General features: G+C 39.3%; 25 protein-coding genes. 20 read left to right on the top strand and 5 right to left on the bottom strand.

Translation table 11 applies throughout. The annotated features are described in order from the left end of the window. Positions 1–4: 4 nt before the first annotated feature. Positions 5–2404, top strand: a complete 2400-nt coding sequence (locus tag J2X77_RS03390) for a polysaccharide biosynthesis tyrosine autokinase (protein WP_310079065.1) — start codon at positions 5–7, stop codon at positions 2402–2404. Positions 2405–2480: 76 nt separating this feature from the next. Then, complete coding sequence (locus J2X77_RS03385; protein WP_310079062.1) at positions 2481–2876, top strand: hypothetical protein; 396 nt, start codon at positions 2481–2483, stop codon at positions 2874–2876. Between the two features lie 10 nt (positions 2877–2886). Here the strand turns inward: J2X77_RS03385 and J2X77_RS03380 are convergent, their stop codons facing one another. The 5 genes from J2X77_RS03380 to J2X77_RS03360 all read right to left on the bottom strand — a co-directional run bounded on the left by J2X77_RS03380 (position 2887) and on the right by J2X77_RS03360 (position 7898). Then, a complete protein-coding gene (locus J2X77_RS03380) occupies positions 2887–4515 on the bottom strand; it encodes an ABC transporter ATP-binding protein (protein WP_310079060.1) in 1629 nt (542 codons plus the stop codon). 3 nt (positions 4516–4518) lie between these two features. Then, positions 4519–4788 (bottom strand): PqqD family protein, encoded by a 270-nt coding sequence (locus tag J2X77_RS03375; RefSeq protein ID WP_310079058.1) that lies wholly within the window; start codon positions 4786–4788, stop codon positions 4519–4521. A 168-nt stretch (positions 4789–4956) separates the two neighbouring features. Next, positions 4957–5421, bottom strand: coding sequence for a S24/S26 family peptidase (locus J2X77_RS03370; protein WP_310079056.1), 465 nt, complete (start codon positions 5419–5421; stop codon positions 4957–4959). 2 nt (positions 5422–5423) lie between these two features. Beyond that, positions 5424–6341: a DUF5106 domain-containing protein gene (locus tag J2X77_RS03365; protein WP_310079054.1), complete on the bottom strand. Its 918-nt coding sequence runs from the start codon at positions 6339–6341 to the stop codon at positions 5424–5426. A 78-nt stretch (positions 6342–6419) separates the two neighbouring features. Continuing rightward, positions 6420–7898, bottom strand: coding sequence for a hypothetical protein (locus J2X77_RS03360; protein ID WP_310079052.1), 1479 nt, complete (start codon positions 7896–7898; stop codon positions 6420–6422). Positions 7899–8136: 238 nt separating this feature from the next. Between J2X77_RS03360 and J2X77_RS03355 the strand changes: the two genes are divergently transcribed. The 18 genes from J2X77_RS03355 to J2X77_RS03270 all read left to right on the top strand — a co-directional run bounded on the left by J2X77_RS03355 (position 8137) and on the right by J2X77_RS03270 (position 26192). After that, positions 8137–10665: an SLBB domain-containing protein gene (locus J2X77_RS03355; RefSeq protein ID WP_310079050.1), complete on the top strand. Its 2529-nt coding sequence runs from the start codon at positions 8137–8139 to the stop codon at positions 10663–10665. Between the two features lies 1 nt (position 10666). Beyond that, entirely contained in the window at positions 10667–11740 is a 1074-nt protein-coding gene (locus J2X77_RS03350) for a Wzz/FepE/Etk N-terminal domain-containing protein (protein WP_310079048.1), read from the top strand. A 5-nt stretch (positions 11741–11745) separates the two neighbouring features. Next, complete coding sequence (locus J2X77_RS03345) at positions 11746–12147, top strand: FdtA/QdtA family cupin domain-containing protein (RefSeq protein ID WP_310079047.1); 402 nt, start codon at positions 11746–11748, stop codon at positions 12145–12147. Between the two features lie 4 nt (positions 12148–12151). After that, positions 12152–12577, top strand: a complete 426-nt coding sequence (locus tag J2X77_RS03340; protein ID WP_310079045.1) for an FdtA/QdtA family cupin domain-containing protein — start codon at positions 12152–12154, stop codon at positions 12575–12577. Beyond that, positions 12558–13091 (top strand): acyltransferase, encoded by a 534-nt coding sequence (locus J2X77_RS03335; RefSeq protein ID WP_310079043.1) that lies wholly within the window; start codon positions 12558–12560, stop codon positions 13089–13091. The genes J2X77_RS03340 and J2X77_RS03335 overlap by 20 nt, the downstream gene beginning before the upstream one ends. Beyond that, the gene (locus J2X77_RS03330; protein ID WP_310079041.1) at positions 13084–14202 is read left to right on the top strand and encodes a DegT/DnrJ/EryC1/StrS family aminotransferase; all 1119 of its coding nucleotides are present in this window, start codon (positions 13084–13086) and stop codon (positions 14200–14202) included. Before J2X77_RS03335 ends, J2X77_RS03330 begins: the two co-directional genes overlap by 8 nt. Before the next feature lie 157 nt (positions 14203–14359). Next, the gene (locus J2X77_RS03325; protein WP_310079039.1) at positions 14360–15838 is read left to right on the top strand and encodes an O-antigen translocase; all 1479 of its coding nucleotides are present in this window, start codon (positions 14360–14362) and stop codon (positions 15836–15838) included. After that, positions 15831–16757: a glycosyltransferase gene (locus J2X77_RS03320; protein WP_310079038.1), complete on the top strand. Its 927-nt coding sequence runs from the start codon at positions 15831–15833 to the stop codon at positions 16755–16757. Before J2X77_RS03325 ends, J2X77_RS03320 begins: the two co-directional genes overlap by 8 nt. 36 nt (positions 16758–16793) lie before the next feature. Further along, complete coding sequence (locus tag J2X77_RS03315; protein ID WP_310079036.1) at positions 16794–17765, top strand: glycosyltransferase; 972 nt, start codon at positions 16794–16796, stop codon at positions 17763–17765. Between the two features lie 27 nt (positions 17766–17792). Then, positions 17793–18860 carry a glycosyltransferase gene (locus J2X77_RS03310; RefSeq protein WP_310079033.1) on the top strand — a complete coding sequence of 356 codons (1068 nt, stop codon included), beginning with the start codon at positions 17793–17795 and terminating at the stop codon, positions 18858–18860. A 12-nt stretch (positions 18861–18872) separates the two neighbouring features. Continuing rightward, positions 18873–19961, top strand: coding sequence for an EpsG family protein (locus tag J2X77_RS03305; RefSeq protein WP_310079031.1), 1089 nt, complete (start codon positions 18873–18875; stop codon positions 19959–19961). Then, positions 19958–20854, top strand: coding sequence for a glycosyltransferase (locus J2X77_RS03300; protein ID WP_310079029.1), 897 nt, complete (start codon positions 19958–19960; stop codon positions 20852–20854). The genes J2X77_RS03305 and J2X77_RS03300 overlap by 4 nt, the downstream gene beginning before the upstream one ends. 143 nt (positions 20855–20997) lie before the next feature. Next, on the top strand, positions 20998–22071 hold the full coding sequence (locus J2X77_RS03295) for a glycosyltransferase (protein ID WP_310079027.1): 1074 nt from the start codon (positions 20998–21000) through the stop codon (positions 22069–22071). After that, positions 22071–23264: a glycosyltransferase gene (locus J2X77_RS03290; RefSeq protein WP_310079025.1), complete on the top strand. Its 1194-nt coding sequence runs from the start codon at positions 22071–22073 to the stop codon at positions 23262–23264. Before J2X77_RS03295 ends, J2X77_RS03290 begins: the two co-directional genes overlap by 1 nt. Positions 23265–23448: 184 nt before the next feature. Further along, positions 23449–24570, top strand: coding sequence for a UDP-GlcNAc--UDP-phosphate GlcNAc-1-phosphate transferase (locus J2X77_RS03285; protein WP_310079023.1), 1122 nt, complete (start codon positions 23449–23451; stop codon positions 24568–24570). 68 nt (positions 24571–24638) lie between these two features. After that, positions 24639–25160, top strand: coding sequence for a 3'-5' exonuclease (locus J2X77_RS03280; protein ID WP_310079020.1), 522 nt, complete (start codon positions 24639–24641; stop codon positions 25158–25160). 108 nt (positions 25161–25268) lie between these two features. Then, positions 25269–25733 (top strand): adenylyltransferase/cytidyltransferase family protein, encoded by a 465-nt coding sequence (locus J2X77_RS03275; protein WP_293937431.1) that lies wholly within the window; start codon positions 25269–25271, stop codon positions 25731–25733. Between the two features lie 36 nt (positions 25734–25769). Further along, positions 25770–26192 (top strand): adenylyltransferase/cytidyltransferase family protein, encoded by a 423-nt coding sequence (locus J2X77_RS03270; RefSeq protein WP_310079017.1) that lies wholly within the window; start codon positions 25770–25772, stop codon positions 26190–26192. Positions 26193–26197: the final 5 nt, after the last annotated feature.

The raw sequence follows: 26197 nt of genomic DNA, 5'->3' as shown, positions 1-26197 counted from the left end.
AACGATGAAAACAACACACTATAATCAGTTACAGAAAGACAAATCGATCAATGTGCTGGATGTTTTGGCACATCTGCTCTACCATTGGAAATGGTTTGCACTTTCCATTCTTGTTTTTGGGTCGTACTACTATTATCAGTATGCCAAATCACCGTTTATCTACCGCAGTGCCGAAACGATTATCATCAAAACACCGATGAATACCCCGCGTACGGCACGCATCTCGCGCACCAATGAAGCCTATAATTCCATTAGCGTGGCCAGTGAGATCCTGCAGCTCAAGTCGAAAGAATTGATGCGGCAGACGGTTACCCGTATCGGGGCCGAGATGAGCTATTCGGTTGCCGCAGGATTGCGACGCAACGAGCTTTACACGGCTAGCCCGATCAAGGTGAGCGTACCCCACACAAAGCCTGAGGATTCCTTTTCCTTTACGGTCACACCAGTTGGCGGTACGGCAGTATTGTTGAGCAATTGGAGCCACGGTGAAGCCACGTTGGAGGTGAAAGCCACCTTAGGCAAACCGGTTAACACCCCCCTTGGGCAGGTTACGGTGCAGTCGGCCCTAACCCCCGGCAAAGCACTTCCGGAGCAAGAGATCAAGGTAGAGAAGTTTGCGCTGGAGCGTATGGTCAATTATTTTATCTCGACCATTACCATTACCCAGATGGAAGAAGATGCCTCCCTGCTGCAGGTGGTTGCCGAGGATACCAATCCGCTGCGTGCCACCGCCCTTATTGGGGAGATGATCAATGTGTACAATGAAGTCGCCTTGCAGGACAAAAACCAGATTGGCGTAAACACCGCTAATTTTATTCGGGAGCGGCTGGCCATCATTGAGCAGGAACTGGGTTCCGTGGAATCAAATATTGAAAATCTGCGGACACAAAATCAGGGTATGGATGCGTCCACGGTGGGCACAGCCTATTTTGAAGACAGCCGATTGTATCAGGCCGAGCGCAGCAAAGTAGAGACCGATATCAACCTTGCGCAGATGATGCGCGGCTATCTGGCCGACGGCAGTAAAAAGAATGAACTGATTCCAAACAATACCGGACTGGTAGATGCCAATGTAGAAACCCAAATCAACGATTACAACACGACCTTGCTTCGTCGCAACCGCCTTATTGAAGGCAGCAGTGATGCCAATCCGGTGGTTCAGGATCTGGACCGGGCCTTGCAGTCCATGCGCGGCAATATCGGGCGGGCAGTGGACAACGCCATCGGCGGATTAAGGATCAAGGCCGGCAATATGAAGAAAGAAGAGCAAGCTGCACGCGGCAAAGCGATGCAGGTACCGCAAAAGCAACGGGTGATGCTCTCTGTAGAGCGGCAGCAAAAAGTAAAAGAAGAACTTTATCTGTATTTGCTGAACAAGCGCGAGGAGAATGCCATTAACCAGGCCATGACCGAAGACAACATCCGCGTTATCGATCCAGCCATAGTGACGTACGATCCCGTTGCCCCGAGCAAGATGCGCAAGTTGGGCTTAGGGATGGGCATAGGCCTGATATTGCCCGCGATTGTGATTATGACCCTGTCCATTCTCGACACCGGTGTTCGGCGTCGGCAAGATATCGAGGAAGCCATTGATGTACCGCTGTTGGGCGAAATTCCATTGGTGAACAATCGGCGTTTATCTCAGCACAACATTTTGGTGAGCGGTATGGGCAGAGACCCCCTCACGGAGGCTTTCCGCATCCTGCGTACCAATATGAGCTTTATGTCGCGGGAGGGTAAGCATCCGCAGACCATTACCCTGACCTCCTTTATTCCGGGCGTGGGGAAAACCTTTACGTCGCTGAATCTATCCAGCACCTTATCTTTTTTAAATAAAAAAGTGATCGTTGTGGATATGGATCTGCGTAAGGGAACATTGAGTGACCGCATGGGCATTATACACGGCAAGGGGCTGAGCCACTATCTTTCCGACATCAACCTCGAACTGGACGCCATTATCCATTACAATTTGCATGGTGAAAACGTAGATTATATCTCCATTGGCATGGAGGCACCCAATCCAGTAGAGCTCTTGCTGAGCAAGCGGCTGGACCAGTTGATTGCCGATTTGCGTAGCCGCTATGATTACATTATCATCGATGGCGTACCCACCGGCATTGTCGCCGATGCCACAGTGGTAGACCGTGTTTCTGACCTGACTTTATTTGTTATCCGGGCAGGTAAAATGGATAAGCGGCAGTTGCCGGAGATCCAAAAAATCTATGCCGAGAAGCGACTTTCCAATGTGGCGATTATTCTGAATGGCCTCAAGTTGGGGCAGTCCGGTTACGGTTATGGCTACGGTTACGGCTATGGGTATGGCCGGGATGAGCGAAAAAATGGCTGGGGTAAACTGCTTCGTTCCATTCGAAATAGCTTTACCGGCAGCAAAAAGCACCGATAAATATGCGCACCGCGACCGTACCCTACCGGTCGGTTGCGGCTTTTTAGCACATTAGACAGTAAAAGAAACCATGCTAATGAAAGATAGAAGAGCATTTATGTTACAAGTTGCCCGTGAAGTGCTCACGGGGCGGATTTCCGTTCAGGAAGCCATGCAGCGAAGCCACGTTAAAGATAAGCGTACCATTGTGAGCTGGCTGAAACGCGCGATGAAAGAGCATCCGGCGGAGCAAGAGCTGGACCTGACGCTCGATACGGATTGCTGTGCAGCCGATATCAGCAGTAAGTCGACCGAAGAAAAAATCACAAAACTCGAATCCGAACTGGCGGGTGCCAAGCAGCGAAATGTAGAGATGCTGCATTTTCAGAAGATTTTGACCAATAAAATTAACGATCTTGAAGTATTGATACAGCATGCCGAAGAGACCTATCAGATCGATATCCTTCCGGGCAAACAGAAGAAAGTCAAATGACTGCGCTGTTTTAATCCAGGTAAATGCGCTGCTGGCACCGCTCTGCCAAATGAAGGTCGTGTGTCACAAAGAGGCACAATTTATTTTTGCCATACTCCAATAGGCGCTGTATCAGTGCATCAGCGGTTGTGCGGTCTAAGGCCGAAGTGACCTCATCGAAGAGCCAAATATCGCCATCATGCATCAGGCCACGCGCTATGGCAATGCGTTGCGCCTGTCCTTCCGATAGGCCGATACCAGACTCGCCGATGTGGGTGTTTATACCATCGGGGAGATCAAAGACAAATTCAGCCCCTGCAATGCGTAACGCCTCCTGCATATCCAAGGAACTATTTTCGTTGGCGTGTAGCATTATATTTTCACGAATTGTGCCGCTAAAGAGCGAATTGCCCTGCGGGATATACGCAAAATTGATGCGGTGGCTGGCAGACAGCGGCCTTTCGCCATCCCCATCCCGAAGTGTAATCTGCCCCTTTTCCGCTTTCAGTAGGGCAAGCAGCAACCGGATCAAGGTTGTTTTTCCCTTTCCACTAGGCCCGATAATCGCGGTAGGTTCACCTGCTTTCAGGGAAAGATTTAAATTTTGCAGCACCCATTTATCTTCATAGCGGAACGACAGATTGTTGATGCGGAGCTCCTGCGTATGCTGCAGACGTTGCTGTGGCACTTGCGGTTCCATTTCACCTGCCTGCAGTTCCAGTAGGCGATCTGCGGAGACGCGGAACCGGACGAAGCCCGGGATATAAGCGATCAAAGCTAGTATGGGCGACTGTATGCGGGCCACCAGCTGCAAGAAGGCCGTCATGGTACCAAAAGAAATCAGTCCCGATTGCAAGCGGTAGATTCCCCAACAAAAAGCCACGAGGTACCCGGCGTTCATGGCCACCTTCATGGCACCCTGTGTGTACGTGGAGAAGTTGATCTGGCGCATTTTTAGCGCGAAAAGTTGCTGTTGGCTCTCGGTTAATTTTGCCCTTCTTTTCGGAAAAGCGCTCATCGCCCGGATGAGCAGCCGAAAGCGTAGATTTTCCTGCAGCACGTTCGCGAAGTTACTTTCCTCCGCTTTGACTTCCTGGCTGAGCTTGCGCATTTTGCGGAAATAAAGCTTCGAAAAGACAAAGAGCGGTGATATGGCGAGGATCATCAGGGCCAGCATCGGATCCATATACCATAGAAATCCGACCGAGGCCAGTAACTGGATTGCAGTTAATACAAAAGACAGTAGGGTATTGGCGATGGTATTGGCCACTTCCTCGCAGTCCGTCTGAATACGGATCTGTATATCGCCCGTATGCCAGTTTTTGATCAGCTTCCAGACGGACAGCATTTGTGCGTCGAGCATGTGGCGCTGCAGTTCGAGCGTCAGCATCAGTTTGATTCGCTCCATCAGTCGCCCGGAATAACCTTTGATGACAACGTTAAGGGCAATAGTGCCTATGATGCCGATCAGCAGCCATTTTAGCGGAAGCTGACCCGGCGCTGTTGCCGTATCGACCGCTTTTTTGGATAAGTACACAAAGAGCAAGGAGAGGATGATGCAGATCAGCTCCAATATAAAATAAAGCGACAAGCGGCTTCGATACCCTTTGCTGATGGACCATGCCCAGTGCAGGTGCTGTTTCAGGCTGCTGCTGATCATTTGCTATTCTTCGAGCAATCCCTGTTTTTGAAAATCCTGGAGTAACACTGCTGCATCAGATGCAGCCTGATCTTTACTGACCTCATAATTTTCAAGGAGTAAGTCTACGATGGTGTCCGTATCAAAATCTTTTCCTTTGAGTTCTTCCCAAAGCCAGGCCGCCGAACTGTTGAGTGTATATACGGTTGACAGGTCTACCATGTCCTGGCTGGGGTCAACTATCAAATGATCTGAACCTATGGTTCTTAAAATTAAATCTGATCTTAATTTCATAACTATTTATTTTGTATTCGCATAGCAGATCCAGGCAATTTAAGGCTTGTGCATACTTTATACCTGGATGCTGTTAATTAATTCTACTGCTTAAAGTAAGCATATTCATTCAAATATAGGCGAATTTCGATGCTTTTTTTATTTTTTTTAAGCTAAAGTTAATGCTTTTTATATCATCCTTTTCAGTTTGGCAACAATTCGGCGTAGCAAGCGGGTGTGATACCAGGCCAAGCCCCGCAGTCTTGGCCAGGGCCGGTGTATTGCTATTGCCGCCTCACTATCTTTTGGATAATGCATATAGGCAACTGCGATGATGTCGGATTCCGCTATGTATTCGTGGAGGGCAAGATTTCCATCGCCGGCCAATAGATATTCGCCCTTTCTCTTTGCTACCAAGCGGTGAAAGACAAATTTTCCTTTGTCTTTGGCGAGTATATTACTGCCCAGTGGGAGCGGTTGCCCCCGGTAGGCCCGTAGCATGACCGTATCTCCGTCATCTATAAATGGACGCATACTTTGCCCCTTAATGCGGATGCGTACTTCTTTGCCTTCCTGCAGCATCCGCTGCACTTCAGCGAAATAATCTGCGTTGGAGACAATTTTTGATTTACTTTTTCCGGTCTGGTCTTCCATTACTATTTGGCATTGACAAAATACTGAATTACGGGTTCCAAATACGTATCTTTCAATAGGACTTTTTTGTTTTCATCCAAAAGATAGATCGTTGGCGATGCTTTGAGGTCATATAGGTTGGCCGACAAAATCTGGCGATCAGTATCCAATCCATTGATCCATTGATACGACAACTCCGATTGGTACTGTTTCCATTTGTTGTGGTCACCCCACGGGTCTATGGCCAACACCTGTATCTGCAGCTGTGTAAACAGCTGGACGAGCTGCGGATTGTCCCGAAGCTGGTGGATTGTTTCTTTACAATGCGAACAGTCCGGATCGTAGAACATTAACAGCATAAATTTTGCATCCGTCTCCGACAACTTTTGCTTTTGGCCGTTGGGCAGTTCAAAGCTGAAGTCAGTTGCTGTATGCCCAACGTTATTTTGGCGTACGAGTGTATAGATTGGGCGGTAAGCCTCTTTTTCCAGATCAGTGAGCCTATCTGTGCTGATCAAGTAGCGCAATACCGATTCATAGGCCCTATCGTTTCGCATGGGCGAATTGCCATCATATAGGTAGTGTTCGTATTGTTTGATGAAATAGTCAAAACTCGTACGGTTGACTTTGGCTTTGTCAAGCATCATCGCCACCGCCTTATCCCGCGTGGCCGAGTCAGGTGTCTTTGTCAAAAGCCCCAGAAAATCGGCCAGTTGCTGTTCCCCTTTTTCCGGATTCTTGACCAGCGCCGTATCCTGCATGTCAAATTGATCCCAAAAATGAAACAAGGCGCTATCTGCCGCACTGATCGATGTTACATTTTGGGCGCCTGCTTCCTTCTTTTCCTTGATGGTACCCGCACAGGACCAGAATAATAGGGCGAGTGCGCCAATCGCTAGGAAGAGTGTAGTCGATAAACGTTTAAAATTAATCCTATCCATGTATTTTAATCCCAATGCTATATCCGTTTAATACAATATAATCATAAATTTTCAGTGCGCCGCAGCTGGCACCTCTCTTTACTCAGCTCCGAGCGCGCGAAGCAGGTTTTTCTTCCCTTCCGAATCTTTTAGCGCATTGACATGATACTTTGCATCTAACAGGTTTGCGGCAGATTTTTTGGCGAGATAGCGATCGACATAGTGTGTCGCATGTTGCTGTATAAATCTGCGGCAGTCTATATTAACGCTGATGCCCTTGTCAAAATTGCCATAGGTAAGGCCTGTTATGGTTTCATTCGACGAGATTGATTTTATGCTGTTCGTATTCAATCCATTGATATTAAGGGTGAGTGCCGGGTAGTAGAAGTCAGATTGATTGGGAAATTTGACTTTCACGATCAATTTATTCCCATCGATACGGCTGCTGATTCGGCTGTTTTGTCGGTTGTAATTGTATTCGTAATATTCCTCTTGCGAAGGAAACCACAAGATGTCCTTGCCGTCTTTTCCATAGGTATCGTTGAGCCAGAGCAGGAGCTGGGCCCAGTCATGATCCGTTTCGTGCACACCAATGTGGACTGCCTCGCGGAGAGCGACATCTTTTGCTGCAGCATCGTTGACCAGTTTTTCTACCTCGGCGGCGCGATTGACAAATACCCGGGCCAAGGTCTTATGCTGCAAGGGTGAGTTGACCTGATACGGGATGAGCTTATCGGCACCGGTCTGTGCAGTCATGGTTTGGATCGTCGGAAAACCAAGCGCAGCCTGCAGGTATGATTTATTTCCATTGGGCTCGGCCAAAAACTTGATGTTTCGCCCATTCAATCTTTTTTTTGTGATTTGTTGTGCCAGGTCAAAATGCTTGATCAGCGAGTCGACATTGTTGACAGCGGCGGTATTGAGGTCGTGGAACGCAATCGCATTGCCATCGTTAAGCATTTCGATCACATTGTTCCATCGAAGACCAGATTTCATGTAGAAGCGAAAGAAGTTTTCCGTAAAGCCTTTCTTTACGACAGTTGGGTCGTTCATAAACTCCCATTCCGGGGCCAGCGTGGTGGTAAAATGGAACCTGACCTCATTGCCAAAACCATCCGTACTGCCCAGTGTTTTGCCGAGCAGGTAACTGTTGGGTGGAATATCATCAGCCTCCAGGTGCTCAATGTCAAAATAATATTTCCGTTTAATGTCCGATCGATCAATCGGTTTACCATTAATGGCTGCCCAGGTCATGCTGAATGCCGATTGCTTACAGTCGTCCTGTGTGAGCATAAATAATAAGCTCTTGTTATATTTTAGTGGCGGAATGTTTACAATTGGCGTTTCTGTTATCCCTTGTCCAGGTTGAAGTTCGATCATGATCTCCGCTTCTTGTCCGGTCTTTTCCTCAGCAAAAGGATAGGTATACCGGGTTGTATTTCCGCCATTATCTGGCGGTGATACCTCTTTTCCATCTCCGTTTTTACTGCCCGGGTAAAGATCTTTTTTTAGGCAAGAAGACAATAGGCTACATCCTAACGTAAATAGGATAGCTTTTGTGTAAATAATTTGGCGCATGCGCAAATATAGGCCTTATTAATGGATTAGCTATTTCGCCAAATAAAAAAAATAATCAAATGATTCCCCGCTACACTATTGTGTAGCAATCGGAACAGATTTTACGTATTGTTACAATAGACTTTTTCGAAGTCACGTTGAATAACAAATGAATTGCCCTAGAAAAGCCGATTCAGGAAATATTTCAATCATTTAATTAAATAGTTTTACTAATTTTGCGGCAAATACCGCAGTGTCGATGAAAAGAATAATATTATGGTTATGCATAGCAGGATTTGTGAGTACAGTACACGCACAGACCAATCCTGCGAATATAAAAGTAGACAATCTAAGTGACGCACAGATTGAACAGTACATTAAACAGGCCGCTTTAATGGGGTATGACGAAAGCCAGTTAGATGGCTTTGCACGTGCACAAGGCGTTTCAGCTGTCGAAGTCCAAAAATTAAAAGAACGTCTGGCGAATATCAAACGTAAAAAGCAGCAGCCAAATCCGTCACAAGGATCTTCCAACCAGTCGCGCAATACGCGCAGCAATGGCCGCCAGGTGGATGGTTACTCCAATGCAGATTCTTTGCAAAATAAGCAGACGAATAGAAGGGATTCGACGGATAATGAAGAGGGTAAGCTCAAGATTTTTGGCTCAGACCTCTTTAAGAATAACGCCATTACCTTCGAGCCCAATCTGCGTATGGCTACACCTAGCTCCTATATTATTGGTCCAGACGATGAAATCCTATTAGATATCACAGGCGATAACGAAGCCTCTTATCAACTTCCTGTAAGCCCAGATGGAACGATTAAAGTTGAATATGTCGGCCAGATCAATGTGGCTGGTTTATCCATTGCTGCAGCCAAAAGTAAAATAGAACAACGTTTGAGCGGTACCTATCCAGCAATACGCTCAGGAAGAACGCAGGTGAGCGTTAATATTGGTAACATCCGTACTATCCGTGTTACTTTAACGGGGGCTGCCACCAAACCGGGCACCTACAGTTTACCATCGTTGGCGACTGTGTTTAATGCACTTTACGCCGCAGGCGGTCCCAATAAAAATGGTACTTACCGTAAGATCCAGGTGATCCGCGGCAACCGCGTGATCAGTACGATTGATGTATACGATTTTTTAGCCAATGGCATTCAACAAGGAAATATCCGTTTACAAGATCAAGATATTATTCATATTCCCGTTTACGGTGCCAGAGTGCAATTTGAGGGCGAAGTCAAACGTCCTGCCATTTTTGAGACTGTACCCGGAGAATCCCTTTCCGATATCTTGCGTTATGCCGGCGATTTTACCGAAAATGCCTATAGCGCCAAGGTTAAAGTTTTGCAGACCACAGGCCGCGAGCGCAGTGTACAAGATATCTACGCCGACCAGTTTGCAAACTACACCCCCAAAAGTGGCGATCAATATATCGTAGAACCTATTTTGGATCGTTTTGCCAATCGTATCAGTGTTTTAGGAGCAGTGTTTCGTCCCGGTATATTTGGTTTAGAGCCAGGCATGACGTTAAGACAAGTGCTGGAGATGGCCGATGGCGTGCGTGAAGATGCTTTCTTGGAACGCGGTATTATTAATCGTCTTAAGGCAGATAATACCTCCGAATTAATCAATTTTAATGTACGCGATGTCCTTGCCGGAACTGCAGCAGATATTCCATTAAAAAGAGAAGATAAGATTGAGATTTCGTCCATCTTCGATTTAAGGGACGAATATAAATTTACTGTGCAGGGAGAAGTGCGTTTTCCCGGTGATTTCCCATTTGCCAGCAATGCGACACTGGGCGATCTTATTCAGAAAGCAGGCGGATTGACGGAGGGTGCTAAGAATGCCAGGGTAGAAATCGCCCGACGCATCAAAAATTTGGACGTAACCGATCACCGCTCATCGAAGACCATTTTGGTGGATATTAAAGAGGGTGTATTGACCGATCCTAATATGACATTACAGCCTTATGATGTGATTTCTATTTTAGGTGATGCCGGTTTCCGTACGCAGCGTCAGGTGAAAATTGAGGGCGAGGTGCTTTATCCTGGTTTCTATACCATCTCACGGGAAGACGAACGCATTTCCGATATTATACAACGTGCTGGTGGTTTAACTCCCTATGCCTATACAGAGGGTGCATCATTAAAACGCACAGGTATGTCTAAATTACAGGCAGCAGAGAAAAAGGAACAAGAGCGATTGAAAAGGGAGCTTGAGAAAGACAGGCTGGATGAAGAAGGCAATCAGAAAGATACAAGCTTAGATCAAGATACTGAACGAAACTATGATGGTACGAAAGCAAAAAGTGCGGCTTTGGCAAAAGTATCACAACAAGGCACTTCAGAATCTGATATCGAGCCGAGTGACCTTGTGGGTATTGAATTGAATAAAATCTTAGAAAAGCCTTACGAGAAAGGTGACCTTTTGGTTTTGGATGGCGATATAATCAATGTTCCAAAGGAATTGGAGACAGTTAAGGTTGTGGGTGAGGTGTTGAATCCAAACAATGTGGTCTATGTGAAAGGCAAGAATTTAAAGTACTATGTGAACCAAGCTGGAGGGTTTACTGATAATGCGTTAAAGAAACGTGTTTTTGTACAATATGCGAATGGCGCCGTAAAAGGGAAAGCCGGAGGATATCCAGAAGTTAAACCAGGCGCTGAAATTGTGGTGCCTAAGCGTGCGCCAAGAGAAAGGTTAAGCTCACAAGCGTGGATTGGTATTGGTACAGGTATCGCTTCCACTTTGGCTATTATTATTAGTTTATTCAAATAGTATGAACGAGATAAATAATCCTGAGAAGATTAGTTTAAAGGAAATACTTTTAAAACTTAGAGCGATATTTCGCTATCTTGTTTCTAAATGGTACGTAATAGTGATTGCGGGTGCTATGGGCGGAGCGTTAGGTTTTCTTTATTCTTATTCGAAAGATCCAATTTATACGGCTACTACAACTTTTGTTTTAGAAAATGGAGATCAGGGGGGCAATATTGGTCAAATCGCTGGTTTAGCTGCATTAGCAGGCGTCGACATATCGGGGGGAAGCAATAATTTATTCCAAGGTGATAACCTATTTGCGTTATATAAGTCTCGTGCAATGTTGGAAAAAGCTCTGCTCAGTCCAAATCCATTGGATACAACAGAATTATTAATAGATCAATATATTCGGTTTAATAAATTAGAGTCTGTAGAGGGAAAGAATAATAGTATAGCAAAAATTGATTTTAAAATTGCTCCAGCTGTTTTTAACCGTTCTCTATTGAGGCAGCGTGATAGCTTGTTACGCATCTTTACCCAAAATATTTCTAATAATAATTTAACGGTGGACAAAGCGGACAAGAAATCAACCATCATAAAAGTTGAGGTGAAATCAAAAAATGAGGATTTTTCCAAGTCGTTTAATGAAGTTCTTGTCAATGCGGTCAATGAATTTTATATCAAAACCAAAACAAAAAAGTCTTTGGATAATATTGCTATCCTACAACATAAGACAGATTCCGTCAGAGCGGTGTTGAATGGAAGTATAAGTTCAGGAGCAATTGCTATTGATGTAACCCCTAATTTGAATCCAACACGACAGGCACAACGAACGATCCCAATTCAGCGTTCGCAGTTCTCCGCTGAAACGAATAAGGCGATTTTAGGACAATTGGTTCAAAATCTTGAACTGTCAAAGATGAATCTAATGAAAGAATCTCCATTGATTGAAAAAATTGATGAACCTATATATCCTTTGCCGGTTTTAAAAATTGGAAAAGTTAAGGGCTTTGTAATAGGCTTTATACTTTTTTCCTTCATCACATTAGCATTGTTATCTTTCAGAAAGTTTCTTTTACAGGTTTTAAGATAGAAAATATGAATTCAATTAGAATAATTGATTTACCCCAAGTACTAGATAAAAGGGGAAATCTCTCTTTTTTTGAAAATTGCGATCAAATTCCTTTTGAAATAAAAAGAACATATTGGATATATGATGTTCCAGGTGGAGAAACACGAGGAAGCCATGCTTTTAAAGAACAGCAGGAGTTTATTGTAGCACTATCCGGAAGTTTTGATATATGTATTCATGATGGAAATAAAGAGTGTAGGTATGCTATGAATAGATCTTATTACGGATTATATATACCGCGTATGATGTGGAGGAAGATCGATAATTTTTCTACGAATTCGTTGGCATTAATTGTGTCTGATCGGCAATTTGATGACACTGATTATATCAGAGATTTTGAAGAATTTTTGAAAATAAAATTAAAATAAAATTATGCATAGTGTTTTCGATTGTTCGATAGTAGATTTACCAGTTGTACATCGCGAAAATGGAAATATTTCGGTGTTAGAGAATAACCAAAATATTCCTTTTGATATCAAAAGAATATACTACCTATATGATGTTCCTTATGGATCGGAGCGGGGGGGGCATGCACATTATGAACTCGAGCAATATATCATAGCAGCGTGTGGCTCATTCACATTTATATTAAATGACGGGAATAATATCCGAGAAGTTTTCTTAAATAGTCCTCAAAAAGCATTACATATTAAGCCTGGAATATGGAGGGAAATTAAGGATTTTTCTGGGGGTAGTATCTGCTTGGTTTTAGCTTCTCATCAGTATTCTGAGAGTGATTATATGAGAAATTATGAAGATTACTTAAAATATGTAAATAATGATTCATCCATCAGCTGAAGTTCAGACTAATCATATCGGTGAGGGCACAATGGTTTGGCAATACACTATTATACTTGCCGGTGCAAGAATCGGAAAAAATTGTAATATTAATTTCAATGTGTTTATAGAAAATAAGGTCAAAATTGGGGATAATGTAACCATAAAATCAGGTGTTCAAATTTGGGATGGCGTTTCTATTGAGGACAATGTGTTTATCGGACCCAATGTTACTTTCACCAATGATCTTGTCCCACGCTCAAAACAGTATGATACAGTTTTTCAGGATACAAAAATTTGTAAGGGTGCTTCTATCGGAGCGAATTCGACAATTATAGCTGGAAATACTATAGGCGAATATGCTTTTGTTGGTGCAGGAAGTGTGGTCACGAGATCAATTGCTCCATATCATTTCTATTTTGGTAATCCTGCTAGACACAAAGGTTACATAACAAAAGATGGAATACTTTTAAATATGGATTTCAAAGATAAACAAGGTGTTTTACATAAAATTAAAGAATTAGGTAATGATTAAGTTTCTTGATTTGCAAACTGTAAACATGCAATATAAAGCTGAAATTGAAGAAGCAATATTGCGAGTTTTCCGTAACGGATGGTATTTATTAGGAGAAGAAGTAAAGACTTTCGAAGAGAATTTATCTAATTACATTGGTGCCCCGCACGCTGTAGGAGTGGCGAATGGTTTAGATGCCCTGCGATTAATTTTTAGAGCATATATAGAATTGGGTATAATGAAGCCCGGCGATGAGGTAATTGTTCCTTCAAATACTTATATCGCCTCGATCTTAGCTATTTCAGATAACGATTTGATCCCGGTATTGTGTGAACCAAATATAGAGACATATAATATTGATATTGATCATATTGAAAAGCTAATTACGCCTAAAACAAAAGCTATACTTATTGTGCATTTATATGGGCGAGCTGTATTTTCAGAAGATTTGATCGATTTAGCTGATAAATTCCAATTGAAGATTGTTGAGGACAATGCCCAAGCTATTGGGGCGGAATGGAAAGGCAGGAAAACGGGGAATCTTGGGGATGCAGCAGGTTTTAGTTTTTATCCTGGGAAAAATCTGGGAGCATTAGGGGACGGCGGTGCGGTAACCTGCAGAGATAATCTCTTAGCAAATACGATTAGAACTCTCGCTAATTATGGTTCTAATCAAAAATATGTCAATATTTATAAGGGGTTAAATTCCAGATTGGATGAAATTCAGGCTGCTGTACTTGATGTAAAGTTAAAGTATTTGGATGGAGATAATAATGTAAGAAGAGCGATCGCTAAACGATATGTCAAAGAAATAAGCAATGACAGAATAATACTTCCTAATGTTCCGGAAGATTGTAAAGAACATGTATGGCATCTTTTTGTAATTCGTTGCCAATCACGAGATCTGCTTCAGAAATTTTTGCTTGAAAATGAGGTCCAAACATTGATACACTATCCAATACCTCCACATAAGCAGAATGCTTATAAGGATTGGAATAATTATGATTTTCCTTTAAGCGAGCTTATTCACGGTGAAGTTCTCAGCCTGCCAATTAGTTCAATATTAGAGGATTCAGAAGTAAGTAAAATAATTAGTTTGTTGAATTCATATAATTTGAGCTCTGTATTTTAAGTATTTTAAATGCTTTATTATTCGATTTTTTTGTAAGGTAATTGGGTCTTACGTAAAGTTGTGGAGAAGATTTAGTATTTTTTATGATATCATAAATCATACTAATTATGTTAAGAGAGTGGAAGGTTTATATAAAAAACTTGCGGGAATATAGATAATGAAAAGTAGCTATAGATCTATGCTTAAGGGGTCTGTCATCTTTGGCGGATCACAACTTTTTACCATAGTCATTGGTCTCCTGAGAGCCAAGTTGGTCGCAGTTTTCTTAGGTCCGGCTGGGATGGGAATCTCATCATTGTTGAACAGTACAGTTGCAATGTTACAGCAGTTTAGTTCATTTGGTGTGAATTTAAGTGCTGTTAAAAGTATTGCACAAGCAAAGGAAGACCAATCCTTGTTGAGGCGGCTAGTATTAAACTATAGATTTCTTTTGGTGCTATTGGGTGCATTAGGATCGAGCTTGTCTCTTTTATTTTCCCCACAGCTAAGTTTGTATACTTTCGGAAACTATGACTATACTTCCTCATTTCGCTTTCTTGGTCTTTTTATTTTTTTTACCACCTTATCGGGCGGTGAATTATCAATTTTACAAGGAAAACGTGAACTCAAAAAAGTCGCACTATCTTCAATCATTGGATCTCTAATAGGAGTGATACTCGGTGTGCCATTTTATTATTTTTGGGGCATGGGTGGGATTGTTCCCGCTATGATAGTTATGGCAGTATGCAATTATTTAGCTAACAGGCTTTTAAGTTTTAAAAGTTCTTTTAGTTCAGAAGTTAAATTTGAATGGAATTCTTTTAAAAGCAGTTCAAGAGACATGATGGCTTTAGGTATTGTTTTAATGATATCCACCTTACTGGGTACCATTGCGACATATCTGTTAAATGCATATATCAGTAGGCAAGGAGGATTTGTTGATGTTGGATACTTTCAGTCTGCCAACTCTTTAACCAATCAATACACAGGTATCGTATTTACCTCGATGGCAATCGATTATTTTCCTAAGTTGGCGGCCAAATCAGATTCAATTATAGATGTTAATCGTTTGGTAAATGAGCAGCTAGAAATAGCCCTTTTATTGATTGCTCCTATCGTAGTTTTGTTTATAGTATTCTCTTCTCTAGTAGTTCACCTACTGTTAACAAAAGAGTTTCTAGTAGTGGTTCCATTATTAAATTTAATGGCTTTGGGTGTTTTTGTCAAAGCTGTTTCGTACCCTTTGGGTTATATTTCCTTCGCAAAGGGGGATAAGAAATTATTTTTCTGGTTGGAGGGAGTTTTTGCAAATACTTTACAGTTGTCATTAAACATTCTGTTTTACAATTATTATGGATTAATGGGATTGGGCTTTTCTTTTATCTTAAATTACTGTATATATGCCATTTTTCTGTTTTTTGTCGTAAGAAAAAGGTATAGCTTTAAGATTCGTAGAGAAGTCTTAAGTATTTTATTTATTTTTTTGTTTTTCATTATCTCTGTTTTTTCAGTAAACTATATTGATTATTTTCCGTTAAAGCTGGGTTTACTCTTAATATTATTACCATCATTATTTTATTATGCCATTGGTGAACTTGATAAGAGAATCAATATTATCGGATTAATAAAATCTAAAATATCTAAGCGAAATGGATAAAACTTTAGTTTCCATAGTTGTTATTACCTATAACTCATCCAGATATATTTGTGAAACTTTAGACAGTATCCATTGTCAAACGTACCAAAATATAGAATTAATAATTGCTGACGATTGCTCAACAGACGAAACGCTTTATTGCTGCGAAAAATGGATTAGCAAATATGGAGAGAGGTTTAGCGCTGTAAAATTACTCCCTTCCCATGAAAATTATGGCATTCCGGCGAATTGTAATAAGGGTATAGTTGCTTGTGAAGGCGAATGGATAAAACTAATTGCTGGTGATGATATCCTTTTAAAGGATTGTATTGAATTAAATTTGGACTTTATTCAATCAAATAGGAATCAAGGAATACTATTTCTTGTTTCAAATATGATTTCTTTTCTTGATTGGGATTATTTAAGCGAGGAAAATGTGAATGTTTATAATTCTCGTATTTTTAGCGGTAAATATAGTGCTAAAGAACAGTATAATGAGGTTTTGAAGGGTTTCTTTGGGAATTCACCAACATTCTTTGTGAATCGGTCAGTATATGAACTAATTTCTTACGATGTTTCTTATCCCTATATGGAAGACTATCCTTTTGTGTTGAATGTATTAAAAAATGGAATCAAAATTCATCTTATGGACTCGGTTACCGTACGTTATAGAATAAGAAATAATTCTGCATATAATGAAGATGTTAAATTTATTTTCTCTCGCTTTTATAAAAAGCAGAGAAGTTTTGATAAAAAAGAGCGGCTTCCTTTTATGAGTTTCAGTCAAAGGGCGTATGAGAATTGGATATATTATAAAAAATTGTTTTTTGATAAATTTAAACTAAATGTAAAAAATCGTTTCAACGTTTTTCTCTTTTTATATATCGACCTTCTCAACCCATTTTATATATACAATAGATTTAAAGAAATTTTGAAATAATCCATAATTTCTATTCATTTAATTAAACTTTTTGACATGAAGCCCTTAGTTTCCATCATCATTCCTGTTTATAATGTTGCTGAATTTTTACCAGCGTGCATCGATTCTTTGGTTTGTCAAACTTATGAAAATTTAGAAATTCTTTTGATAAATGACGGCTCTTACGATAATTCTGGCGACATTTGTGATGAATACGCCAAGACGGATTTCCGTATTAAGGTTGTGCATAAGGAAAATGGTGGGCTTTCAGATACTCGAAATATTGGATTAGATATCGCAGAAGGAGAATATATCTCATTTATCGATTCAGACGACGTAATCCACAAACAGTTTATTGATACCTTATTAGGGATTTTAATAGCTTCAGAAGCAGAGATTTCGATGTGCGATTATACTAAATTTTCAAGCATTTTGCCAACAACGCTGCGTGATAATAAGGTCGATTTTGAAACCTATTCAGGCGAGTATATGTTAAATAACTTGTACAACAAACATTGGGTTCCTAAAAATGTAATTGCTTGTAATAAATTGTATAGTAGTAGAGTTTGGGAGGATTTACGATATACTTCGGGAGTATTACACGAAGACGAATATATTATTCATGAATTGTATGCTAAGGTAAAGAAAGTAGCATATTGTCAATTGCCCCTTTATTATTACCGACAGCGGCATTCAAGTATTACGAATGAAATTTCGCCAAAGCGGATCCATGACACACTAAATATTTTTAATAACCGTGAAGCATTTTTTAGACAGCATGGATATAACCACCTCATTCAAAAAAATATCCAAGCAAGATTGTTGAATATTATACTATTGGCAATAAGTTACAACAATAGTGAAACCGAGCGTCTTTTAAGGAAAAATTTAACGAGCATACTAAAGCAGCCAAATATTTCGCCCCAACTGAAATGCTCCAGCATGATTTTGGCAGCATTTCCAAAACTATTTTGGGCTGCCAAAAGGGTGAAACGAGCAGTTTTTAAAAGTCGTGAGCATTCTATTTAAATATGTTATTAAAGAGCGAAAGATATAATGAAATTTTACATTAAACATTTTAGAGGCGTTGTTTCGGAGGGTGGAGCTGTTCGTAATGACGCTTTCTATAAACATTTTAGACTTCTTCCCAATGTAAGAATAATGAATATTGCTTCGGATAATTTTCTTTATAGGATTGTTTGCACAATAAAGTTTGTCTTTTATTTTGCCTTTAGACGCAATGATCAGATTTATATGCATATTGCCGCAATTTTTGTACTGTTCCCTACTATCTTGTTTCGGTTGGGTATGGTGGGTATTATATTTAAATTTATAGGTCAATTATCGAAAAGACACACTTTGCATATTGAAGTTAACGACTTACCATTCGAACAAAGTCGCGACTTGGAATTGCCTAACTTTTCCTACTATCGCTCGTTACAAGAAAAGCTTTTCAAGCTTGAAAATGTTGGATTCGATTTTGCTTCCTATGGTATGCGAAACTATGCAATAGAAAAATACCATTTAAAGCCACATCAAGGTCAAGTTGTACTAAATGGAGCGAATCAAGTGATGGACTTCGATCCATCCGTGTATACAGCATTGCTGGGCAGGAACTCAACTAAATTGAAGTATGTCTATGTTGGAACTTTAAACAAGGGACGCCAAATTGAAGATTTGATCCGTGCTTTTGAAAAGTCCCCAAATGAGTTGTTTTTGTTGGGGCCAGGTGGGGAGTGGATAAATGATACTGTGCAATCTTTAGGCATGGAACATGTCCGATATTTAGGTGCTTTTAGTGATATGGAGGCATTACAAATTTCTTCACTTTGTGATGTTGGCGTAATTCCATATGACGAAAGTAGGTTTTATTACAATATATGCTACCCTACAAAAGTTTCATTTTATTTAGCAGCGGGTCTCCCAATTCTATCAACAAGATTAGAAGAAACTCAACGAGTATTAAAAGATAAAGATGTAGCTTGGTTTTTACCCATGTCATCTTGGAAACATATGATTATCAAATTGAAAAAAAATGATGTTCGTGAATTGAAACATAACGTACTTTTGCATAGGCCGCAGTTCTATTGGTACTCTCTTTTAAGTAAGCTAAAATTTAATTAGTCAATTGCAAATATGGCGGTATATTACATTATTTTTGCAATAAGTTATCTACTTTGTATTTTTGATTTCGCGGAATCAAAAACGACTAAGTTTTTGATTTATTTTTCCTTTTGTACATGTATTACTTTGATAGTTGGATTTCGAGCTGTTAACGTAGACAATGATAGTGCACTCTACCAAGAAATGTTTGGTTCATATTCTGAATCGTCTGTCAGTCAGATTCTTGCGGGCGGATATGGGTATGTTGAGAAAGGATATGTCTTTTTAAATAAGATAGTGGCTGTTTTAGGAGGAAACTATAGAGTGCTTTTCATTGTTATGGCAGCGGCTACGGCTTTATTTAACTATATATTTTTCTGGAAAAAATCAGATTATATATTTTTAAGCTTGTTATTTTACATTAGTTTTTTTTATCTATATAGGGATTTTACTCAGATCCGGTATGGTTTGAGCGCTGCTATATGTATGTGGAGCTTGTATTATTATTTCAATAGGAAATATGTATATTCAATTTTAACATTTATCCTCGCAGTGAGTTTTCATAATGCTGCTGTGATTCTTCCCGTTGCAATTCTCATAACTTACCTTTTTAAGCGTCATATGTGGTACGTTATTGTGCCGATACCCTGTATTTTCATTGGAAAAATACTAACTTTACAATTACTTTTTTCCATTTTCGGTAATGGAACCGACCATATGAACATTTACTTAAAAGATGAGAGTTTGGGAAGTGCTTCGATTTCTTTAGTAGGGTATTGTATATGCTTATTTTATTACTTTTTAATAAATTATAAAGCGGATTATTTGAATAATGACTCTTTGCTTATTCAAACAGGAAATTTTTATTTTAAATTAGTTTCTATGGCGATTGCTATAAATTTTCTTTTTATAAATATTTCGGTTTTTCAGCGATTTTCTTTCATTCTATTTCAGTTCTCGAGTATCTTAATTTCCATCTCTATAAGTCTGATGGCTGAAAGGGTAAAAGAAAGATACCTGTTTCTTATTTATTACTTTTTGATCGCATCATTTCTACTATTTTATGGTATAAGAATGATAGATGTTGAATTGATTAGACCTTATGAATTTACGTTAATATGATTGATATATTACTTGCAACTTATAATGGCGAAAAATTTTTAGAGAATCAACTACTCTCAATTATTAGCCAAAATTTTAAGGACTGGCGTCTCGTGGTCCATGATGATGGTTCATCGGACAACACCATAGCAATATTAAGAAAATATCAGTCACTTGACTCTAGAATAAGTATCATTGAAGATGGTGTTGTCTGTGAATCTGCGGCGAAAAACTTTTTGCATTTGTTATCCTATGTAACTTCAGAGTATATTATTTTTTGCGATCAGGACGATATTTGGTTTGAATCCAAACTTCAGGTACTATTTGATTTAATTAAGAATGAAAGTGGACCAGCAGCTGCATACTGCAATGCTTATGCCTACAACGGTATAAACATTACAAAAAATAAAATTACACTTTATGAACGAGATTCTTTAGAAAATAGTTTGTTTCTTAATGGGGGCATACAGGGGTGTTCACTAATGTTTAATCGAGCTCTTTTAGATGAAGTTATTGATTTTCCTGATGATATTTTTATGCATGATCATTTTATTACGATGGCAGCGGTTTCTTTCGGTAAAGTTATCTATAGTGACCATTCATTAATGTTATACCGACAACATGCAAATAACGTTACAGGAAATGTACCGATTACGACATTAGATCGTATTCGTAGTTTTATAAAAAAGGATGTACCCATAATTGACCGTCATCATTATGAAGCGAACAAATCTTTTTATATAAAATATAGACAAAAATTGACGCCAAACCAAGATATTATTTTTAAAGCTTATTTAAGATTTCCTGATATGAATTTTATGCGTAAGATTTTTACTATTATTAGGTATAACTTCCGGATTGGTGATCATAAAGCATTTCTGTTGCTTAAGATTTTTTTCAAGCGTGCGATATAATTATCTTTTAATTCCTTAACTATTGTGGATTTAAGAAAAGTGGAAATCATATTTCGATTGAATCGTGTATAAATTTATGATTTAATATTTGAATAATTAAAGGTCAATTTTTACAAAACTATAAGGAAGTTAGAATAGTTAGTATGAAAGTATTGCATATTATAAACGGTTTAGTGGTGGGCGGGGCCGAAAGTTTACTTGTCGCGTTGTTGCCTCTATTGAAAAAGCAAATAGAAGTGGAGGTCTTATTGTTGGATGGTAGTGAGAGCCTTTTATTGGATACGCTTAAAAAATATAATATTAAGATTATTACATTATCGAATAAGGGATTGTACGATCTTTCAATTGTTTTCAAACTATATCCAATTTTAAAAAACTATGACCTGGTACATGTTCATCTTTTTCCGTCAATGTACTATGTAGCACTCGCTAAATTATTAAGTAGGTCAAAGGTTAAATTAATATTCACCGAACATAGCACAAGTAATCGACGATTGAAATCTTGGTTTTTTAGAATTATTGACCGACTTATCTACTTAAATTACGAAAAAGTTGTGTGTATTACTCCCGAAGTTAAGGATGTGCTAATACATCTTGGAGTTAGTAAAGAGAAGTTATGTGTTGTTTATAATGGTATAGAGCTATCTAAGTTTTCCGAGGCAGAAGCGTATGATAGAGCTCAATTTGGACTTAATGAAAATGATATTATTCTCGTTATGGTAGCTGCATTTAGAAGAGAAAAGGATCATAGTTTGGTTTTTAAGAGTTTACACAAATTAGATGGTAGATATAAATTGATGCTTATCGGGGACGGTTATTTGAGAAGCCAGAGAGAGTCGGAAGTGAGGGAATTGAATTTGATTGATAGGGTTGTTTTTCTTGGAGCTCGGGATGATGTGAGTAGACTTTTAAAGACTTGTAATATTGGTGTTTTAAGTTCCCATTGGGAGGGTTTTGGATTAGCAGCTGTAGAGGCAATGGCTGCGGGTTTGCCAGTTGTTGCTTCTAATGTGCCGGGACTTTCTGATGTTGTAAATGGTGGCGGAATATTGTTTAGAAAAGGGTCTGCAGCAGATTTTTCTGAAAAAATCTTAGCATTAGAAGACGGGAGTTATTATAATAAGATTAAAGAAAGGTGTATTAATAAAGCCAAAAATTACGATTTGCAAAGCACAGCCGACGAATTAATACGGTTGTACAAAAATTTGGATAGATAATGATGGAATATAATTTTAGAAGTGATAATGATGTGATGAAAGTTGTGTTTATCATAACAGATTATGGTGGATTTAACAATTTTTTAGGGGAGTTAGCCATTGCCATAGTTAGAAAATCTGTTTCAGTAAATGTTATTTGTTCTTCGAACAAGGTTATTGATATTAATGATAAATATAACTACAAACAAGAAGGAATCAATTTCTTTTTTGTAGATTTTCCAAGGGGATTCAACATCTTCAAACATATTCTTATATCAAATAAGATTAAACGAATTTTGAACAATATAGCTCCATCATTCGTATTTATTCACTTTACAACGGGTATTTTCACAACGACCTTTACGGGCAGACTCAAGTTTTACACAGCAGGGATGTTTCATGGTCTTGGATATCCTGCAATGGAAGGTATGTTTAAAAGATGGATGTACAAATTTATCGAAACGCGTAGTGTTAGGCGTATTGATGATGTATGGGTGCTAAATCGTTCTGATCGTGATATGTTGAAGTTGGAATTTCCCAAACGTGATGTTAATCTATTGCCGACAGCGGGTTTAGGATGTGATTTGGAAAGGTTTGACCCAAATAAATTTTCAAATGAGTTTAAATGCCAACTGCGTAAATTATTAAATATTTCTGATAACGATTTTGTAATAGCATTTACAGGAAGATTTGTTTTTTTTAAAGGTTTCGGAAAGCTTGTAAAATCTATACTACAGCTCGTAGAAGTCGGTGGCTATCATCATGTCAAGCTTTTATTGATTGGTGGAGTTGATCCTGCGCATAGTACAGGATTGTCTGAAAAGGAGATGGACAAGATGAATAGCTGTAAAAACATAATAAGGCTTGGATTTGAAAGTGCGGTAGAAAATTTTTTGAGTATAGCGGATCTATTTGTTTTTCCTAGCGAGAAAGAAGGTATGCCAGTCTGTATTATCGAAGCTTTGGCTATGGGAATTCCTGTCATAACGAATAATTCGAGGGGATGTAATGATCTTGTTAAAAATGGTGTTAATGGTATGATTCTTGAAGAGAGTTCATCAGAGGCAATTTCGAATGCTATTTTATCAATGATGAATAATTTGCCTCTCTTGGATGAGATGAAAATAAATATTCTACAAAATAGACATTTATTAGGACGGCAGAATTTTGTAGATAATCAGGTAGAATATATTATTAAAAAGACTATTAATTAAATGAAAATATGATAATTATTTTTCCGTTATGTTAGAATCATAAACTATTGTATATTCAGTATTATTGAAAGTTTTTGTAATTAATACACAAAAGTGTAGCGTTTATAATACCATTTACGTTTGTTGAATAAAGATTAAAATTATTATATTTGCACATCTTTATGTGACTCACTAATTATATTTTATGACTTATATTTTTACGCTGATAATCCTTTTTTTGCTAGAGCTATTGTATCTGAGGATTGCTAATAAGTTTAATATTATTGATAAACCTAACGAACGTTCTTCGCACACGAAGATTACCATACGCGGCGGTGGTATTATTTTTTATGCCGCATCGATTATATATTTTATTTCTTCCGGCTTTCAATATCCTTGTTTTTTTTTAGGGCTTAGCCTCTTAACCTATATTTCATTCGTGGACGACATCCGAGGGGTACATCCCACTTGGCGTCTAGCAGTGCATTTTACATCTGTTTTGTTAATGGTATATGAGTTTGGTGTCTTTAACTATCCTTGGTATTATTTGGTGTTGGCTTTTGTTTTTACAATAGGTGTAATCAATGCCTACAATTTTATGGATGGGATAAACGGTATGACTGCTTTTTGCACTTTGGTGATGGGAGGGCTATTAACATACGTAAATACCAAGATCAACTTTATCGAGCAGGACTTCCTTATCTATACGTTATTGGGAGTTGTTGTTTTTGGATTCTTCAATTTCCGCAAAAAGGCAGCGTGCTTCGCTGGCGATGTTGGCCCTGCAGTATTATCTTTTATGTTGTTATTTGCCTTGGGCAAATTGATTATGAAAACTGGTGATTTTACCTATATCCTTTTTCTAGCCGTCTATGGTATAGAAATAGGTTGGTCGGTAGCGCGCCGCGTTTATCAGGGTTACCATATTTTCGAGCCACACCGCACGTTTTTGTTACACATGCTAAGCAATGAAGTGGGACATAGTAGCTTAAAGGTTTCTGTTGGATACGGCCTAGTCCAATTGGCTCTTGGGGCTGCTGTGATTTATATTGTACAGTTTGGTGCCTCCGTCCAATGGTCATTCTCTATTACTATACTTTCTGGTTTAAGTGCCTTTTATCTTACCTGGAAGCAACATATTTTCAATACCTATTATATCAAAGGCGAGGAGCGCCATGCCATTCGACACCGTCGGTTAAAGCAGCTTAAAGCCCATAGAAGAAGGAAGAAAGTTCTTGCGCCCCAGGTTAAGTTGACACCAGAAGCAAAAGTTATTGAAATGCCGCAAAAAGAGGTTGCAGGCAACTTGCTGCAACGTGGTGTTTGATTTAGCGCACGAAGTTTGGGTAGAATGAAAAAAGTAGTAATTTTACCTCAACTTTAGAAGAGGGGACTATGCAATCTGGATTAAGTTTTACCGCAATAGATTTCGAAACAGCTACAGCGAATCAGAATTCAGCATGTGCCGTAGGGCTGGTCGTTGTTGAGCAGGGAATTATTGTGGATGAATTTTATTCTTTAATACAGCCACCTCAAAATCACTATATGTGGCAGACCACGCGCGTTCACGGCATTCGGCCTAGGGATACAGCACAATCGCCTACCTTTAAAGATATATTTCCTCAGATTTATCCGCTGATCAATAATCGGGTTATGGTTGCTCACAATGAGCTGTTTGATCGCGGAGTGCTTCGCAAAACCATGAATTATTACAACTTACCTTACGACCACCTTGGTTTGCAGGAAAAATGGGAATGTACCTTTAAAATTTACCAAGGAAAAGGTTTTAAGCCCGCTCGTTTAAATGCCTGCTGCGAGGTACTTGGTATTGAACTCAACCACCATGAGGCACTTTCTGATGCGCGCGCTTGTGCGCACTTGTATATTCGGCATCATGAGATCGGAATGGTACTATAAATAAACGATAATTATTGAACCAAATATCCCTCCGTTTGTTATTAGATATATCTTATCTTTGATAGATGAATACAATAAATTTTCTATTCCATTAAAATCAATGTGACTATGATGAATATTCCAGAAAAAGGGATGCGTATCGGTATTACGTTCAGTGCATTCGATCTGCTGCATGCAGGGCATATCAAAATGTTGGAAGATGCAAAAAGACAATGTGACTATTTGATTTGTGGATTGCAGACAGATCCAACACTTGACCGTCCAGAAAAAAATAAGCCTGTTCAGACCGTTGTTGAGCGTTATGTACAGCTTAAAGGATGTAAATATGTAGATCAAATTGTCCCTTATGCTACTGAACAGGATCTCGAAGATATCTTACGCTCCTTTAATATTGATGTACGGATTGTCGGTGATGAATACCGCGAGAAGAACTTTACGGGAAGAGCATACTGTGAGGAAAAAGGGATTGAGCTTTATTTTAATAGCCGAGATCACCGCTTCTCAAGCTCTGGCTTGCGACGGATTGTGGCAGATGCCAGCTCAGACCATGAACCTGCCCTCAAAACTATCTAATGCACGCGCATCAACCTTTTAAGAACTGATTGTAAGATGAAAATTGGAATTACCTTTGGCGTGTTTGACTTACTGCACGCTGGCCATATTATGATGCTTGAAGAAGCAAAAAGAAATTGTGATTACCTGATTATTGGTTTAAATACGGATCCATCAGAAGTTTTTCCCGAGAAAGCAAAACCAACACAGACCATTGTAGAACGTTATGTACAATTGGAAGGCTGCCGTTATGTGGATGAAATTATCCCCTATGAGACCGAGCAGGATTTGATTGATATCATCAAAGCTTTTCCGATTGATATCCGTATTATCGGTGAGGAATATCGGGATAAAGATTTTACGGGGCGTTCTTATTGTGTGGAGGAAAATATTGAGATCTATTACAATAAGCGGACACACCGTTTTTCCAGTGCAGGTCTGCGCCGGGTGGTTGCTGAAAAAGAAAGTGAGAAAAAATAAAGATT

It is taken from the genome of Sphingobacterium sp. 2149 (genome assembly GCF_031455655.1).
Classification (GTDB): Bacteria; Bacteroidota; Bacteroidia; order Sphingobacteriales; family Sphingobacteriaceae; genus Sphingobacterium.
The sequence above is the reverse complement of the archived record's forward strand: the minus strand, read 5'-3'. Positions and strand labels throughout refer to the sequence as shown.